Below are 17,111 nucleotides of genomic sequence, written 5' to 3' on the forward strand. Positions count from 1 at the left end.
TAGCGATATCCCACCTCCTATTGCACCAGTCCCCATTTACAAGTCCGCCATGCCTAATCGCACCATTCTGCCAGCACGAAAAGCCTACCCTTTCGACGGTATTTGCCACTCTGCGAGCTTCGCCAAGCCCTTTTCCATATCGGCATCGTCAATCGTCAAGGACAGGCGGATGTAGCCCTCGCCGTACTGCCCGTATCCGTTGCCCGGCGTAACCACGATGTCCGCCTCGTCCAGCAGCAGCGCGGTGAATTCGGCGGATGTGAAGCCTTCGGGAATGCGCGTCCACACATACAGGCTCGCCTTGGGCGGAATCGCGTCCAGCCCGATGTCGCGCAATGTTTGCACCACGCGGTCGCGCCGCCGCTCGTAAATGGTATTGCGTTCGTCTATTGCTTCCTGCGATAGCTGCATCGCCTCCATTCCCATGTACTGGATCGCGTTCGGCACTCCGGAGTCGAGGTTCGACTTGATGACCATCAGCGCGCTGATAATCTCCTCGTTGCCGACCGCCATGCCGAGCCGCCAGCCGGTCATATTGTAGCTCTTGGAGAGCGAGTGAAACTCCACGCCAACGTCCATAGCTCCGGGCGTTTCAAGGAAGCTGATAGGATGATAGCCGTCGAAGGCGACCTCGGAGTACGACGCGTCGTGCATAACCGCGATGTCGTGCGCCTTGGCGAATTCCACGACCTTGCCGAAGTAGTCCGCATCTGCTATCGCGCCGGTCGGGTTGTTCGGATAGTTCAGCCAGATGACCTTTGCCTTGTCCGCTACATCGTCCGGAATCGCGTCGAGGTCCGGCATCCAGCCGTTCTCTTCGAGCAGCGGCATCCAGTGGCACTCGCCACCGGCGAACCACGTGCCGACCGAATATACCGGATAGCCCGGGTCCGGCACCAGGGCGATGTCGCCCGCATCGATAAAGCACAGCGCGGCGTGTCCGATGCCTTCCTTCGCGCCAATCAGCGGCAGCGTTTCCTTGTCCGGATGCACCGAGATGCCGAACCTGCTCTGATACCAGTCCGCGACCGCCTGCCTAAACTCCGGCAGCCCGTCCGTCTCCGGGTAACGGTGATTCGGCCCGTCAAGCGCGGTCTCTCGAAGTTTCTGGATTACATTGTCCGGGGTTGGGATGTCCGGGTCTCCGATGCCGAAGCTGATGACATCAATCCCCTGCTCTCTCTTCGCGGCTATCTTCCGGCTAATCTCCACGAACAGATACGGCGGCACCCTGTCTATGCGGCTGGCGAAATTCATACTGTCTCCATCAACTGATTGCTTGTGTGTTATGCGCTATCAATGCTTCTATGCGAAGCGATTGGCACATGATAGCAGAAACGGCGGAACTAGCGCAGTCATACGGTATCGCAAAGAGAAAACCCGTCGAAACGGGGCTTGATAATTTGGATCGATGTCAGCCCCACCACTCCCCATCGAACACGGTCGCTACCGGCCCTTCCATCACAACCTCGCCCTTACCATGCCACTCCACCGTTAGTTCACCGCCCGGCAGAGCGATTGTTGCCCTGTCGCCCGCGAGACCGTTCAGCCGCGCCGCCACCTGCACCGCGCACGCTCCGGTGCCGCACGCCATCGTGATGCCTGATCCGCGCTCCCACACGCGCGTCTTGAGAGTCTTGCCGCCGTCAAGCACATTCACTATCTCGAAGTTGACGCGGGCGGGAAAGAGCGGGTGATGCTCGACCATCGGACCTATCTCAGTGAGCGGGAAATCGTCAACCGGCTCGTCCATGAACACCACCGCGTGAGGATTGCCCATCGATACGCAGGTCATGCGGAACTCGCGTCCGGCGACTTCCAACGGATGGTCTATAACCGCGTCCATGCCCTCGATAGCAACCGGCACATCGGGCGGATTCAGGCGCGGCTCGCCCATTAGGACGCGCGCGCCGACCATGCCTTGCCGGTCGTCTCGCAGCGGCGTTACATCCAGCACGCCCGCCATTGTCTCCACGCGTACCGGCGATTTATCAGTCGGTACGATGCCGTTATCGAAGGCGAAGCTGACGAGGCAGCGTATGCCGTTGCCGCACATCTCGCCCTCGGAGCCGTCCGCGTTGAACATACGCATCCGCAGGTCTGCCTTCTCCGACGGCAGCGCGATAATCAGCCCGTCCGAGCCGATGCCGAGGTGCCTATCGCTCATCGCAACCGACAGTGCTGGCCAGTCCCGTTCCTGTTCGCGGGCATTTACATAAACATAATCATTCCCAGCCCCATGCATCTTCGTAAATCTCAATTTTCTGTCTCCCATTACCCCATTAACCCTACACTACATTCTTTGCCTATTCCTTAATTGTCTGAAAGGCAAAGTTTAGGTCGCCAATCTGGTTTGCCAAAACTACGTAATCGAATGCGCTGTAATCTTGGCTTTGAAACACCCTAAACTCTGCTTCCAAAGGCAGGATGTTGGATACGAGAATCAGCATGTACTTCTGATCTGTGCTTAACTGGCCACCTCTAGCCGCCTTCCGTCGTATCGCCTTTTCTATTGACTCTCTAATCTCATTCTCACTCCACCTTGAGTTCTCAGAAAGTGAATTCAACCTTTGATCAAATGAATCAGCCAGTTCTCCATGCCTTACTGTATCGATCATTCTCGCCTGATAGTCAAAGAGTCTAGTTATTTCAATTGCGATATTCGCTTCAGGGAACAAATCCCAGCTTGTAACCGCAAAGTCCGGAAAGGTAGTTTCACCATTCGGTTCATATTCTATCCCTTCCGGCAGTTTCTCTTCTGGCCATTGTATCATTTGCCTTAACACTGCCTTCTCAAAGACTTCGTGGGTAACTTCGTCTCGACTCCAAGTTCCTCGACTGTACCCTTCAGGCAAATGTATGGCCATCGCTTTTTCCTTGCCTGTAAGATGAATCAATACATCCAAGTCTAATGACGCGTCCGGCCAGAGGTACACCGGGATAGTTCGATTGACGGGCTCGCCCACAGGAATGACACCCCGATATTCCGTTATGCTGTCATTATACGAGCGAGGTAAATGAATCTTCGACAACTTTGCCGTTGCAGCAATTAGACTCCTTCTTACTTTATCGCTACTATCGTTGTAACACAGCCATAACTCATTGTCAGTTGAGTCTGAGTAATGGCCGTCTTTATCGTCTCGAAATTGAGATATTATGAACCTAGCTAGGTCGTTCTGAGCAATTGGCTTGCCACTGAAATCCAAAGAGAGAATCGTATCAGGCAAATTTGAGAAGGGACCCAAGGATTCGTGCATTATCATCCCTTGGGTTAAGGACGCAACTGTATCATTCGACTGATACCTCAACAGTGCGACACGCAACATACTATAGATGGTGTCTTCATAGTCAATGTCAGACTTCTCTATGTTCCTTTCTTCTACAAATGGAGGCATTGCCTCGCTGTTGTGAAGAAATCTGATTTCTCTCGCATTGAGTGGTCTGTAAATCATCTGTCAGTATCCCTTTCGCCATCCCCATCCCCTCCATCCTGTCCATCCACGTCAATCCCCACCCACCCCATACCGCGCCGCATACGCCTGCCCGTACATCTGCATCGCCTTGTGGTGCGCTTCCGCCAGGTTGATGAGTTCGCCCATCGTATCCACCATCATCTCCCCGGCGTCAGCAATCTCCGTCCGGTAGTCCGCCAGATGCACCCGCCGGTTGTTCTTGCGCGTGTTGTGATACGGGCAAAGAGGCGCGCGGTTCTGTATGTCGTTGCTGCCGTCCTTCGACTTCGGATCTATGTGGTCCAGGTGGAAGTTGCGAGTCGTCTTGATTACGCTCCCATCCGGCATCCGGTTCGCGTACCCGCAGCACCACGCCATATACCCCGACAGCTCCAGCAGTTTCTCCAGCATCTCCGCTTCCGGTATGATGCTCGCCGGCACCTTGAACTTCCTCGGCGGCAGCTCCTTGATGTCCTGGCTCTCCACCGGATCTTCGTCTGAGCGGTCTGGTAGTTGACCCGGACCGCGCGTGATGATGTTCGCCTCCGGGTTCAGCAGCGGCGTCTCGGTCTGCTGCGTGCCATCCACCGCGTAGTTGAACTTGGCGAACTGCCGCCGCAGCACCGTCAGCGCGCGCGGCGATATGTCGCATGCTATCCACTGCCGACCGTTGCGCTCTGCCGCCACCGGCACATACGCGCATCCCGCGAAGCAGTCCAGCACCACATCGCCCGGATTGCTGCTTGATAGAACGATTCGCTCTCCTAGCGTGACGGGCTTTTGGGTAGGATATCCGGTACGCTCCAGAGCTGAAGGTGCAACAATCTTAATCTGCCATACATCGTCGGGGTGTTTTCCTTTGGGATTGAGTTCCTGGTGCCCATAGTCACGATCGCCTCTTACGTTCCCAATGTAATGAGAGAATCGTTCTTTCGTTGATTCCGCATACTCGTCTCTAACAGGGTCAGCATTGAAGTACCAATCATCTCCTTTCGAATACCAGAATATTGAGTCGTGCCGCCTCGACCAACGGCGGGGCGATATTCCCGCTCCCTTGTAATACCAGATAATCTCATTGCGGAAGTTGTCGATTCCAAAGATCGAGTCTAAAGTCATCCGCAAATAAGCATTGGCAGAATGGTCACAATGCAGGTACATACTCCCTGTCGGCTTCAGTATTCGGTGCATCTCAATAATGCGTATCGCCATGTAAGATAGATAGGCAGCTCTCTCTTCGCTATGGGTTGTACGGGCGGTGTCAATGAACTTCGCTAACGCTGGATAATCTCCTTCAATGCGATTTATCCAGTCCTCGTGTACATCGTCCTCCCATCGCCAGATGTCGCTGAACCGCCCCGTGTTGTCCGCCTCCGGCCACTCTATCCCCGCATTCTCCGCGTCGCGCTGGCTGCGAATCCCCCACCCTGCCAGCGTTTCCAGTTCCTGCTGCCGCTCCGCCTCCGACAGCGGCGGGCGCAGGCTGCCCGTGAATGTCTGGTTCTTGGCGAACGGCGGGTCTATGCAAATCAGGTCTATGGATTCGTTATCCAGCGCCCTCAGCAAATTCAGGTTGTCGGCGATGAACAGATGCCGGTTCAGCGGATGTTCTCGTTGCTCTGCCATTGAACTGTCCCCAACTCACGATTCAATCCCAAATATGAGAACAATTGTAGCACATCAACTATCCTTATCCATTCCCTCCATCCCCTCCATCCCAATCAATTCTCTAGCCACGCCCGCACATCGTCCGCCAGCCGCGCGTACTCGGTATCGCTAACCGGAGCATCCAGCCAGCGGATTCGATCGTCGGTAAGACGAAACCAGTTGTACTGCTTTCGCGCGTATTTGTGCGTCCGAAACTTAATGCGCTGCACCGCCTCATCAAGCGTGAGTTCGCCGTCTAGGTGCCGTATCAGCTCGGCGTAGCCCAGCCCGGACATTGCGGAATGCTGCATGCCGTAGCCGCTATCGAGCAACTGACGCACTTCCTCTAGCCAGCCGTCTGCCATCTGCGCGTCGATTCGGCTGTCGATACGGTCATACAATGCCGCGCGTTCCATAGTCACACCAATCACCATCGCGTCGAAGTCCGGCGGATTCTTCCGCGAACGATCAGCGTCATCTTCGGTTGCGCGCTGCTGTTCGTTGGTGGAAGCGGTTGCTCTTGACGTCGCAGAGGACAAGGCGACTTCGAGCGCCCTGACGACGCGGCGAGGATTGCGCCGGTCAATTCGTGCGGCGGCAGCCGCGTCAAGCCGCTGCAGCTCGTCGTACAGAGTTGCCAAGCCTTCCATTTCAAGCCGCCGTTCAAGCGAAGCACGCATTTTTGCGTTTGGCTTTACTTGGGGTATACGCCAGCTTTCGAGCAATCCCCAGATGTACTGCCCTGTGCCGCCAACTACTATGGGCAGGCGTGCGCGCTTGGTTTTTGTGTTGTGAATAGCTTGCTTGGCGTCTCGAAGGAAGAGTGCGAGAGAATATCGTTCGTCAGGGTTGATTATGTCAACGAGGTGATGTGGTATTTCGGCCCGGTCGGCGTCCGAGGGCTTTGCGGTTCCGATGCTCATCTGACGATAGACTTGCCTGCTGTCTGCCCCGATGATTTCGCCATCGAAGTCGCGCGCAAGGCGCATTCCTAACGCGCTCTTCCCGATGCCAGTAGGACCGACGATAACCAGAATTTTCGGCGGCAGCTTCTTCGCCATCCCCTACCCCGTTCCGACTTACGCCCCACCCATGACGCTCACGATGTCCGTGAAAGACTCCGCGTCCAGGCTTGCGCCGCCGACCAGCGCGCCGCTGACATCCGGCTGCGCGATGTAACCGGCGATATTGCCGGCATTCACGCTGCCTCCGTACAGCAGCGGCACAGTGTCCGCAGCATCAGTGCCGCCAAGAGCAGCTAGAGTCTGCCGGATGTGCGCCATCATTGACTGCGCAATCTCCGGAGATGCAGACTGCCCCATGCCGATCGCCCAGACCGGTTCGTATGCTACGACCACGCCTCCAAGATCGACACCATCAAGTCCCGCGCGCACCTGCCGTTCCACTACTGACTTGGCATTGCCGGATTCCCGTTCTTCCAAGCTCTCACCGACGCATAGGATAGGTGTGATGCCGGCGTCCAACGCCGCCTTTGCCTTCAGGTTCACCGCTTCGTCAGTTTCGCCAAACAGACTGCGCCGTTCTGAATGTCCGACAATGGCATATTTACATATATCAATGAGCATGCCAGCCGAGACTTCACCGGTGTATGCGCCGCTCGCAGCATGATACACATTCTGTGCGCCAATAGATATATTGCTATTTCGCAAAGCTGCCTGAACAGCCGATAGTGATATGAAAGGCGGACAAACTACCACCTCAACGCCTGCATCATAGGGAGAATATCCATCGTCGATACGCTCGGCGATACCTGCCGCCAGCGCCTCGGCTTCCACTAGCGTCGTATTCATTTTCCAATTGCCGACTACCATTGATATTGTCATATTGCCTCGTCAAGGTGAGCGGAATTCAATATGTTAAACCTCAGCACATATTGCAATATGCGCTGCGTGCAAGAGATATGGATATGTGAGTGATTGCAATAGAACTATGGTTATGGTCCGTACTTCAGTAGCTTCCCTGCGTGAGCCAGGGCAAGCAGCATAAGCTCCGTGGCTGGAATTCGACCTAGCGAGCCTTGGGCGCACGCTCGTTCATCGAACGACTCCATATTCTCACCGATGGTCCACTCTGAGGAAATCATCATCGGCACGGGATGCCAGCTGTGAGCGGCAAGCAAAGCTGGCGTGGAATGATCGCCCGCGACGACAAGCACATCCGGCTGCATCGCCACCAAGCGGTCTATACAGGCGTCGAGCGCCTCTAGTGTCTTCACCTTCGCTTGGAAATCGCCGTCCTCGCCGGCTGAGTCTGAAGGCTTGTAGTGCAGGAAGAAGAAGTCGTGCTCGTCGAAGTGTTCTTCGAGCGTATCCAGCTCTTCGTCGAATGACATGCCGGTGGGAATCACTTGCATTCCAACGACCTTCGCTATTCCGCGATACATCGGATAAGCTGCGACGGCGCCGGGGTTGAGCCGGTAACTTTCCCCGAAGTCCGGCAGGCCCGGCAGCAGCGAGAAGCCGCGCAGCATCGCCATGTTCGCGTACTCTCGCCCGCTCAGGGTCTCCTTGGCCGCGTTAATGAATGCTCTGACCGCCGCAGCCGCGCGCTCCGAACCGTTGTCAAGCGCCCGTGCTTCTAACGGGGCGATACCCGTCATCTGCGGGTCTGTCTCGCTAATCTTGTCGTCAAGCCCCTCGCCGCGCAGAACCAGCACAAAACGATAATCCTGCACCGGAAGCACCTCTACTTCCAAGCCCGGCACTTCGATTTGGTTTAGCATTTCGACGAGCGGCGCGCTCTCGGCGGTGGGTATGCGCCCCGCTCTGCGGTCAGTGATGTCGCCATTGGAATCGACTGTGCAAAGGTTGCCGCGTGCCGCCAAATCTCCCGCGCCAAGAGCCACATCGATGCCCAGCGCCTCAAGCACGCCACGTCCCATCAGGTATTTGACCGGGTCGTAGCCGAAAAGCGCCATGTGTCCGGGACCGCTGCCCGGCGTGATACCGGACATAACTGGCGTTGTCAGCCCGCCCGCACTGCGTTGTGCCAGCCTGTCGAAGCTGGGCAGATGTGCCGTTTCCAGCTCCGATTTGCCCGTGTCCGGGTGAGGTACGCCGCCGAGCCCATCCACGACCAGCAGCACGATTTTAGATTCCGTAGTGCGGCATACGTCCGCTAGATATGGCAGGTCGATCATAATGCAAATCCAATCGTAAATTTTATTATTTCTATCAACATATCAATATAAGGTTTTGGAATAGCCATATCACTTGTCCGGCAGCGCAGCTACACCCGGCAAGTCCCTGCCTTCCATGAATTCCAAAGATGCGCCGCCGCCGGACGACACATGCGTCATTTTATCCGACAGCCCAAGCGACGCAACCGCTTCCGCAGTCGAACCACCGCCGAGCACGGTAGTGGCGTCGTCCAACGCGGCGAGCGTCTCCGTAATCGCGCGCGTTCCGTGCGAGAACGCTTCCCACTCGAACACTCCCTGCGGCCCGTTCCACATCACGGTCTTGCACTCCTGAAGCGCCTCGTTGAATTTCCGCGCCGTTTTGGGTCCTATGTCCAAAATACGGAAACCGCTGGGAATTGCGTCTGTGCTGACTGTGCAATGTGTAGCATCTTCTGCAAACGCATCAGCGACGACGACATCAACAGGCAGTAGCAGCTTCGTATCGCCGCCATCGGAACGGCGAAGAAGAGCATGGGCGAACGACATACGGTCGTCTTCGATTGCTGACTCACCTACCCTGAAGCCCTGCGCCCTGATGAATGTCGCCGCCATTCCCCCACCTATGAGTAGCAGGTCTGCCCTGCCGCTGAGGTTTTCCAGTACGCCTATCTTGTCGGAGACTTTCGCTCCGCCCAAAATCACGGCAAAGGGACGGCGCGGTATGGTCAGGGCGCTGCCGAGAAATCTAAGTTCGCGTTCCATTAGCAGACCTGCGGCCGATGGCAGAAATCGCGCCACACCTTCGGTTGATGCGTGTGCGCGGTGAGCTGTACCGAATGCGTCGTTGACATACAGCGTCGCAAGTGATGCTAGCTGCTGTGCGAATGCGGGATCGTTGCGCTCCTCTCCAGGATGGAAGCGTGTGTTTTCCAGCATCATCACATCGCCGGCAGCAAGTACGGACACCATCGAGCGCGCTTCATCGCCTACGACTTGCGCGCACTGAGCGACTTGCACGCCAAGCAGCTCGCTGAGGCGCTGCGATACCGGAGACATTCGCAGTGATTCGACTACCTGCCCTTTCGGTCTGCCTAAGTGTGAGCATATAACCAGACGGCAGTCGCGTTCCAACAGGTAGCGGAGTGTCGGCAGAGCCGCGCGGATACGGCCGTCGTCGGATATTTCGGTCGTATCGGGCTTGAACGGCACATTGAAGTCCACGCGGACCAGCGCCGTTTGCCCGCGCACGCCCAAGTCGCGAACACATTTCTTGTCGCGCACTCCCCTGCCCATCAGCGCGCGCCACCCAGATCCGCGACCCGCGCTCGCAACAGAGCCTTGCCATCTGTACTTACAGTCGTGTCGCCGATAGCGTCCATCGCTTCGGTAAGCAAGCCTTGCGCTATTTCTTCGCAGGTGTCGCGGGCGCCCAAACCTTCGACGACCTCGCGCAGTCTGATGGCATCGTCCGCGTCCAGCACACGCTTGAAGTAGATTTCGCCCATCGCCCGTTTCTCACTAATCGAAGCGTTCTCGAGCGCATACACCACGGGGATGAGTTTCTTCTTGTTCAGCACTTCAACATTTGGCACGTTAGGAGGCACTGTATCGTCCCGTCCCCATAGCGCCGCTAGATCGGATCGCACTTGTAGCGCGATGCCCAGCTTTTCGCCGCATTGCGCTAGAAGCCCTGCCGTTTTATCGTCCGCGCCGCCGACCAGCGAGCCGATCTGCAGCGCGCATCCCACAAGCGCGCCGGACTTATCGGCAGCCATCGCCATGTATGCGGACACGCTCAAGTCGATGCGTTCTTGCGCTTCGAGGTCGCGGAATCTACCCTCGCACGCGCTAAGGCTCGCGGCGTCAACCAGCCGCACGATTTGCAATATCCGCTCGTCCGAAATGCCACGATTCGCCAGACGCAATAACGCCAACCGCCCTAGCGCGTGCATCCCGTCGCCGGCGTTTATCGCCTGTGCGGGTCCCCACACCCACCACACCGCGTCGCGGTCGTTGCGCTGCGGGTTGCCGTCCTGCACATCATCGTGAATCTGCGTGAACTTTTCCACCATTTCAAGCGCGGCGGCCGCAGGCAGGCACACATCGATATCGCCGCCGACCGCTTCGCATGCCAGCAGGGTCAATGCGCCGTGCATCCGCTCCTGCCGCTGCGGGTAGCCGTCGTGTGCACCATGCGCTCCTCGCCAGCCCATGTGGTAGCCCATCATGTCGTATAGAGGAAAGCCGCGCTCGTTGACGATTGCCTGCAGTTCAGTGTCCACTCTCGCGGTCAGGTCGTCCAAGTTTCGCGTGGTAATCAAACTCACTCCGTCTTCTTTAGAACCGCCTCGATATCCGCCCAAGACACCGCACCTTCGCGCAGTACACGCGGTTCGTCGCCCGTCATGTCCAATATGGTCGATGCCACGCCGCCCATTGCATCGCCGCCGTCAAGCACGAAATCCAGCGTGTCGCCAAACTCGGCGCGCACACTTGCCGCGTTCGTCAATCCGGGCCTCCCGCTCAAATTCGCGCTTGTTCCCGTTATCGGCGAACCCAGCGACTCGGCGATAGCGCGCGGCACGGGATGGTCCGGCACTCGCAGCGCCACCGTGCTCATGCCTGCGGTAACGATGTCCGGCACATCCGCACCCTTGCGCACGACCAGCGTCAACGCGCCGGGCCAGAATCGCTCGGCAAGCGCCAACGCGCTGTCCGGCAAATGCGCGGCGCACCGTGCGGCATCCTCGGCATCCGACAGCAGCAACGGTAAAGCCATGCCGTCCGGTCGCCCTTTCAGCTCGTACACCTTCTGCACGGCGGATTCGTCGAATGCGTTCGCCGCAAGCCCGTACAGCGTGTCCGTCGGAATAGCTGCGACACCGCCTTCGGCGAGCATTTTCACAGCAATCGCAATTTGCCCTTGCATACCTGTATCAAGCGGTAAATCGGACATCTCCACCTCTGCATAATGTTGAATTAGTATATCATAAATGGTAAATTTTAAGCACTTCATTTGAGATTGAAGCCGATTTCCACAGCCGTATCCGATATGAAATACCCAAAGCATTTTAGTATCTGGACGGCACAGGAAATTGCCGATTGGTGAAAGGTAGATGGTAAACGAAGCCAGCACCAATAGCCCGAATGACGACAGCGTGAGCTCGGAATCGCACGTGGCGGCGCGCGTTCAGCGCGAGACTGTCGTGGTCATAGACTTTGGCTCGCAGTACAGCATGCTCATCGCCCGGCGCGTACGCGAGAGCAATGTGTACTGCGAGATTGTGTCGCACACGGCGGATTGGGCGTCGATTGCGCGGCTCAATCCCAAAGGCGTCATACTCTCCGGCGGACCGGCTAGCGTGTACGACGATGGCGCACCGCTTGCCCCTGACTGGGTGTACGACTCCGGGCTGCCGGTGCTGGGCATCTGCTACGGCATGCAAGCCATGGCGCACCAACTCGGCGGCAAGGTCGCGCCGACCGACCGCAAGGAATATGGCAATGCCGTGATGGAGCGCACCGCGGACGGCGAACTTCTGTTCAAGGGCTTGCCGAAGTCTATGCCGGTGTGGATGAGCCACGGCGACCAGATTACCGAAGTGCCGTCAGGCTTTCGCTCGCTCGCCCGCTCCGAGAACTCGCCTGTCGTGGTGATGGGCAATGGCGCGGGCTTGCTCGGCTTGCAGTTTCACCCTGAAGTCGTGCATACGCCGCAGGGCAGGACTATCATCGAGAACTTCCTGTACGAAGTTTGCGGCTGCGCGGCGCTGTGGACGCCCGGCAACTTCGTGAACGACAGCATCGACCGTGTGCGCGAGCAGGTCGGCGATGGCAAGGTCATCTGCGCCCTTTCGGGTGGCGTGGATTCCGCCGTCGCGGCGGCGCTTGTGCAGCGCGCTATCGGCGACCGGCTCACCTGTATTTTCGTGAACAACGGCATGATGCGCAAGGGCGAACCGCAAGCCGTGCGCGACACATTCCAGCGCCACTTCCAGACTGGCTTCGTATTCGCGGAAGCCACTGAAGGATTTCTCGGCGCGTTGCGCGGCATCATCGACCCGGAGCAAAAGCGCAAAATTATTGGCGAAGAGTTCATTCGCGTGTTCGACGAAGAGGCGGCGCGTATCGGCGCGGTGGACTTCCTCGCGCAGGGTACGCTCTATCCCGATGTCATCGAGAGCGAGACGACCGACAACACGGTGTCCGCCAAGATAAAGTCGCATCACAATGTGGGCGGATTGCCCGAGCATATGAAACTCAGCCTAGTCGAGCCGCTGCGCTACCTGTTCAAGGACGAAGTGCGCGGCGTGGGTTTGGAATTGGGTTTGCCGGAGGAAATCGTATATCGTCAGCCGTTCCCTGGACCGGGTCTAGCGATTCGCATCATCGGCGAGATAACGCACGACAAGCTCGCAGTTCTGCAAGAAGCCGACGCCATTGTTATGGAGGAGGTTCGCAAGAACGACCTGTACCGCGAACTATGGCAGAGTTTTGCCGTGTTGACCGACACCCGCAGTGTCGGCGTTACTGGCGACTTTCGCACTTACGGGCATGTCATCGCCATCCGTGCCGTCAGCAGCGAAGACGCTATGACCGCCGACTGGGCACGTATCCCTTACGATGTGCTGGGTCGCATTTCCACACGCATCGCCAACGAAGTGCCGGGCGTCAACCGCGTGGTGTACGACATCACCAGCAAGCCCCCGGGCACAATCGAATGGGAGTAAGCCAGCCCGTGCCTACCGCATTTGACGCCTTGACCCGAGAAGAGTTCGTGGACGCCGTCGCGCGCCTAGCCGGGAGCGTTTACGACTTTCACGCGCGCTTCGACATACCTAATCTTAACGATAAAACACCCGCCGACGATGTATTCCCGCGCCTCTGCACCCGCCTCGCCTTCCTCATGGAAGAGGTCGGCGAACACGCTGCCGAACTCAACCGCGCCGAACTTGATCTTGCCGCCGATGAGATGGCGGATGTCGCTTTCGTCGCTATGGGAACGCTGATGGAATTGAACTCTCTCGGCGCGTCGGCATGCCATAAGGTTGCTAACAAAAACGACAAAAAGACGCTGCAAACGCACATGGTTGAGCCGTCGTCGGGCAAACTCGTCAGGAGGGCACAGACACAATGAATGTCCTCGTAGTCGGCAACGGTGCGCGCGAGCACGCCATCGCGTGGAAGTTCTCCCAGAGTTCCTCAGTCGGGCGTCTCTATGTCGCGCCAGGTAACGCCGGCACCCACTTCATCGCAACCAATGTGCCTATCGGCGCAGAGGACATCCCCGCCCTGATTGACTTCGCGTCGAACAATGCCATTGACCTGACGGTAGTAGGACCTGAAGCGCCTCTTGCCGCGGGCATCGTAGATTCCTTTACCGCATCCGGCCTTCCGGTGTTCGGTCCCACTCAGGCGGCCGCGCGCATCGAGGGCAGCAAGTCATTCGCCAAGACGCTGATGGCTGACTGCTCGATTCCAACCGCGGCATCCGAGACGTTCACCGACTTCGAGCGAGCGAGCGCGTACCTAGACACCTGCCCCATTCCCATCGTGGTCAAAGCGGACGGCCTCGCCGCTGGCAAAGGTGTAACCGTCGCCCAGACCCGCGAGCAGGCACAGGATGCCGTCCGTGAATCCATGCTCGACCGGGCATTCGGCGACGCCGGCGACCGCGTGCTTATCGAAGAGTGCTTGGAAGGCCAGGAAGTCAGCGTGTTCGCCTTCGTTGACGGCGAGTATGTCTCCCCGATGATCGCGGCGTGCGACTACAAGCGCGTGGGCGACGGAGACACTGGACCAAACACCGGAGGCATGGGCAGCTTCAGCCCACCCCTGCCACAGCACTGGAACGCCGACATCGAAGCGCTTGTTCGCGCCAGCATCATGGAGCCTGTCACGAAGGGACTGGTTGACATTGGCTCACCCTATCGAGGCGTACTCTATATGGGCATGATGCTGACCAAAGAAGGGCCTAAAGTCGTGGAGTTCAATTGCAGGTTCGGTGACCCCGAGACTCAGGTCATACTTCCACGCCTAGAGTCGGACCTCGCCGATATTCTACTCGCCGCCGCGCGCGGCGACCTCCAAGACACGCAGATTGAATGGGACGCCCGCGCATGCGTAGGTGTCGTAGCGGCATCAGGCGGTTACCCCGCCGCCTACGCCACCGGCTATCCTATCGACGGTGTCAAGGAATTAGACTACGAAGCAATCGTATTCCACGCAGGCACGAAACTACAGGGCGACGAAATCGTAACCGACGGCGGCCGGGTCCTAACCGTATCCGCGCTGGGCGACACGCACGAACAGGCGCGCACCAAAGCATACGACGGTATCAGGCGCATAACCTTCAAGGGCGGCTTCTACCGGACTGACATCGCAAATTTTTGACCCATCCTTTAAATCCTGTGTATCCTATTAACTCCGTCTTACAATCCGAAAACCGACCAAAGGTAACCAAGAACTAGACAAGGAGACAGATAAAATGCCACTTGTAGGCGTAATAATGGGCAGCAGTTCCGACGAGGCAGTCGTCGCAGAGACGGTCAGCGTTCTCGACCAGATGGGAATCGAGAACGAAGTTACGGTCGCGTCCGCGCACCGCACGCCGGAAAAGGTTATGGAGTATGTAACGACCGCGCGGGAACGGGGCATTGAAGTGCTAATAGCGGCTGCGGGCGGCTCTGCCGGCTTGCCCGGAGTAACGGCGTCTTGGACCACCCTGCCCGTCATCGGCATTCCGCTGCCCAGCAGCGACCTCAACGGCGTGGACGCGCTCTACGCCATAGCGCAGATGCCGCCGGGCATTCCTGTCGCCTGCGTCGCAGTTGGCTCTTGGGGCGCGCGCAACGCCGCTTTCCTCGCTGCGCAGATTCTCGGCATCAAGCACGACGACATCCGCGCTGCATACGACGACTACCGACAAGGCTTGAAGAATCGCTAACGTCAGTCTGTCAGTCCGTCAGCATTCGTATGGGTACGTGAAACTGCTGACAACTGTCAACCGATAGTGAGAAGGATGCAATAGCCACAATAGCTGAAACCATACTGCCCAACCGACTCTATTTGGGCAAGGTGGGCGAACCTACGACCTTGGTGGCGGCTTATCTCTCATGGCAGCCACTGATCGCACATCCACTTTCGATGTCGTCCTGTCCATAGGCATATAACCTTAATGGACACTCTTCTGTCGGATTTCCGCCTTGTGGTCCCACATCACGAAAGACATCGTCCCAAATCAACAACGCACCTAAATCACGCGCCCTGCCCCTTGACTTTTAGGAAGATATATTCCTATAATGTGTTCATGCGAAGAAAAGCCAACACCCTTCTACCAATTGAAGTCTCAATCCTTGACGCGGGCATCCGTTTGAGAACCGACGGACTGCCTAGTTTTCACGGCTTCCTCATAGCCAAGCAAATCAAGGAACGGGAGGGCGCGCGCCTGCTGACGGCGCACGGCACATTATACAAGGCGCTTGGAAGACTGGAGAAAGCCAAACTGCTCCAAAGTAGTTGGGAAGACCCTCTCATAGCAGCCGAAGAAGGGCGTCCCAGGCGCCGCCTTTACATCGTAACGCCCGCCGGCGAAGCGGCTCTGGCAAAGGCAGTCCACGCGAGCGTCGGCGATGCTGGCGAAGCAAAGGGGGGACTCACGCTCGCATGATTGAAAAATCCGTTGGAATAGTTCCAAACCTAGTGAGAAACTGGGCGCGTGTGTACACATTCGGGCTTCCTTCTGAAATCCGCGAAGAAAGGCGCGCCGAGATAGAATCCGACCTTTGGGAACACATCCACGACTCGGAGTTCGGCAGAGACGCTCCTTCTCCTTTTTGCGCTCTGCACGCGCTCATCCGCCTGCTGGCGGGAGTGCCGGACGACCTGCTCTGGCGCATCGAGCAGACCGAAAGCCAATCTATGGAAAGAGACAGCCACATCCTGTCCATCAATACAAGTTCGGAGGTAAAACCAATGACTACAATCCGAGATACCGACCTGCCCAATCGCCTTTACCAAGGCAAAGTCCGCGACACCTACGACCTCGGAGACGGCCTCTTGCTCATGGTAGCCACCGACCGCATCTCCGCATTCGACGTCGTGCTGCCTACCGGAATCCCGGAGAAAGGCGCCGTTCTGACGCAGATTTCCGAGTTCTGGTTCGACATGACGAAGGACATCATCCCGAACCACTTCGTATGTCTCGCCACCGAGCGCGACGACCTCGGCATCTCCGACGAGCTTGCCCGCCGCTCTATGATCGTCAAGCGCGCCGACCGCATCGACGTCGAGTGCATCGTGCGCGGCTTCATCACCGGCTCCGCATGGGGCGAGTACCGCCGAACCGGTACCGTCGCCGGCGTCCAAATGCCCGAAGGCTTGCAGGACGGCGATATGTTCCCAGAGCCGCTCTTCACGCCCAGCACCAAAGCTGAAGAGGGACACGATGAGAACATCACCGTCGCCCAGATGGAAGACATGGTCGGCAAGGAACTTACCGAGCGACTCTCGCAGGCATCTATCGAAGTGTATTCCACCGCCCGCGACTACGCCCGGGAAAAGGGCATCATCATAGCCGATACCAAGTTTGAGTTCGGCATCATCGACGGCGAAATCTCGCTCATAGACGAGGTGTTGACTCCTGACTCCAGCCGCTTCTGGGACGTGGACGGCTACGCACCGGGCAAGTCGCAGCCCAGCTACGACAAGCAGTACGTCCGCGACTGGCTCGACGACGCTGGCTGGGATCACGAGCCGCCCGCGCCGGAGCTGCCCGACGATGTCGTTGCCAGCACTCATCAGCGCTACCTCGAAGCCTATCAAAAGTTGACTGGCAACGCACTATCCTAGACAATCATGCATAAGAATCCCTT

At 57.6% G+C, this 17,111-nt stretch carries 16 protein-coding genes; 6 read left to right on the forward strand and 10 right to left on the reverse strand.

Going from position 1 to position 17,111, the window contains the following annotated elements; genetic code table 11:
* Positions 1–84: 84 nt before the first annotated feature.
* From F4X57_03700 to F4X57_03745, 10 genes are all read right to left on the reverse strand, one after another.
* On the reverse strand, positions 85–1,257 hold the full coding sequence (locus F4X57_03700; GenBank protein MYC06265.1) for an aminotransferase class I/II-fold pyridoxal phosphate-dependent enzyme: 1,173 nt from the start codon (positions 1,255–1,257) through the stop codon (positions 85–87).
* 157 nt (positions 1,258–1,414) lie between these two features.
* Positions 1,415–2,260, reverse strand: coding sequence for a diaminopimelate epimerase (locus tag F4X57_03705; GenBank protein ID MYC06266.1), 846 nt, complete (start codon positions 2,258–2,260; stop codon positions 1,415–1,417).
* A 46-nt stretch (positions 2,261–2,306) separates the two neighbouring features.
* On the reverse strand, positions 2,307–3,452 hold the full coding sequence (locus tag F4X57_03710) for a hypothetical protein (GenBank protein MYC06267.1): 1,146 nt from the start codon (positions 3,450–3,452) through the stop codon (positions 2,307–2,309).
* Between the two features lie 51 nt (positions 3,453–3,503).
* On the reverse strand, positions 3,504–5,075 hold the full coding sequence (locus F4X57_03715; GenBank protein ID MYC06268.1) for a hypothetical protein: 1,572 nt from the start codon (positions 5,073–5,075) through the stop codon (positions 3,504–3,506).
* 95 nt (positions 5,076–5,170) lie between these two features.
* Entirely contained in the window at positions 5,171–6,157 is a 987-nt protein-coding gene (miaA, locus tag F4X57_03720) for a tRNA (adenosine(37)-N6)-dimethylallyltransferase MiaA (GenBank protein ID MYC06269.1), read from the reverse strand.
* Between the two features lie 18 nt (positions 6,158–6,175).
* Positions 6,176–6,940 (reverse strand): triose-phosphate isomerase, encoded by a 765-nt coding sequence (locus F4X57_03725; protein ID MYC06270.1) that lies wholly within the window; start codon positions 6,938–6,940, stop codon positions 6,176–6,178.
* Positions 6,941–7,050: 110 nt separating this feature from the next.
* Positions 7,051–8,256 (reverse strand): 2,3-bisphosphoglycerate-independent phosphoglycerate mutase, encoded by a 1,206-nt coding sequence (locus F4X57_03730; protein ID MYC06271.1) that lies wholly within the window; start codon positions 8,254–8,256, stop codon positions 7,051–7,053.
* Between the two features lie 69 nt (positions 8,257–8,325).
* Positions 8,326–9,531, reverse strand: coding sequence for a phosphoglycerate kinase (locus F4X57_03735; protein MYC06272.1), 1,206 nt, complete (start codon positions 9,529–9,531; stop codon positions 8,326–8,328).
* Positions 9,531–10,559, reverse strand: coding sequence for a hypothetical protein (locus F4X57_03740; GenBank protein MYC06273.1), 1,029 nt, complete (start codon positions 10,557–10,559; stop codon positions 9,531–9,533). Before F4X57_03740 ends, F4X57_03735 begins: the two co-directional genes overlap by 1 nt.
* Positions 10,560–10,561: 2 nt before the next feature.
* Positions 10,562–11,308, reverse strand: coding sequence for a threonylcarbamoyl-AMP synthase (locus tag F4X57_03745; GenBank protein MYC06274.1), 747 nt, complete (start codon positions 11,306–11,308; stop codon positions 10,562–10,564).
* A gap of 46 nt (positions 11,309–11,354) precedes the next feature.
* Between F4X57_03745 and guaA the strand changes: the two genes are divergently transcribed.
* The 6 genes from guaA (at position 11,355) to F4X57_03775 (ending at position 17,088) form a co-directional block, all read left to right on the forward strand.
* On the forward strand, positions 11,355–12,968 hold the full coding sequence (gene guaA / locus F4X57_03750) for a glutamine-hydrolyzing GMP synthase (GenBank protein MYC06275.1): 1,614 nt from the start codon (positions 11,355–11,357) through the stop codon (positions 12,966–12,968).
* Complete coding sequence (locus F4X57_03755; protein ID MYC06276.1) at positions 12,959–13,375, forward strand: hypothetical protein; 417 nt, start codon at positions 12,959–12,961, stop codon at positions 13,373–13,375. Before guaA ends, F4X57_03755 begins: the two co-directional genes overlap by 10 nt.
* Positions 13,372–14,631, forward strand: coding sequence for a phosphoribosylamine--glycine ligase (gene purD, locus F4X57_03760; protein MYC06277.1), 1,260 nt, complete (start codon positions 13,372–13,374; stop codon positions 14,629–14,631). The genes F4X57_03755 and purD overlap by 4 nt, the downstream gene beginning before the upstream one ends.
* A gap of 94 nt (positions 14,632–14,725) precedes the next feature.
* Positions 14,726–15,184, forward strand: coding sequence for a 5-(carboxyamino)imidazole ribonucleotide mutase (gene purE, locus F4X57_03765; protein ID MYC06278.1), 459 nt, complete (start codon positions 14,726–14,728; stop codon positions 15,182–15,184).
* A 231-nt stretch (positions 15,185–15,415) separates the two neighbouring features.
* The gene (locus tag F4X57_03770; protein ID MYC06279.1) at positions 15,416–15,907 is read left to right on the forward strand and encodes a helix-turn-helix transcriptional regulator; all 492 of its coding nucleotides are present in this window, start codon (positions 15,416–15,418) and stop codon (positions 15,905–15,907) included.
* A 305-nt stretch (positions 15,908–16,212) separates the two neighbouring features.
* Entirely contained in the window at positions 16,213–17,088 is an 876-nt protein-coding gene (locus tag F4X57_03775) for a phosphoribosylaminoimidazolesuccinocarboxamide synthase (protein MYC06280.1), read from the forward strand.
* Positions 17,089–17,111: the final 23 nt, after the last annotated feature.

It is taken from the genome of Chloroflexota bacterium (assembly GCA_009840355.1).
GTDB lineage: Bacteria > Chloroflexota > Dehalococcoidia > Lucifugimonadales > JADFKI01 > Bin90.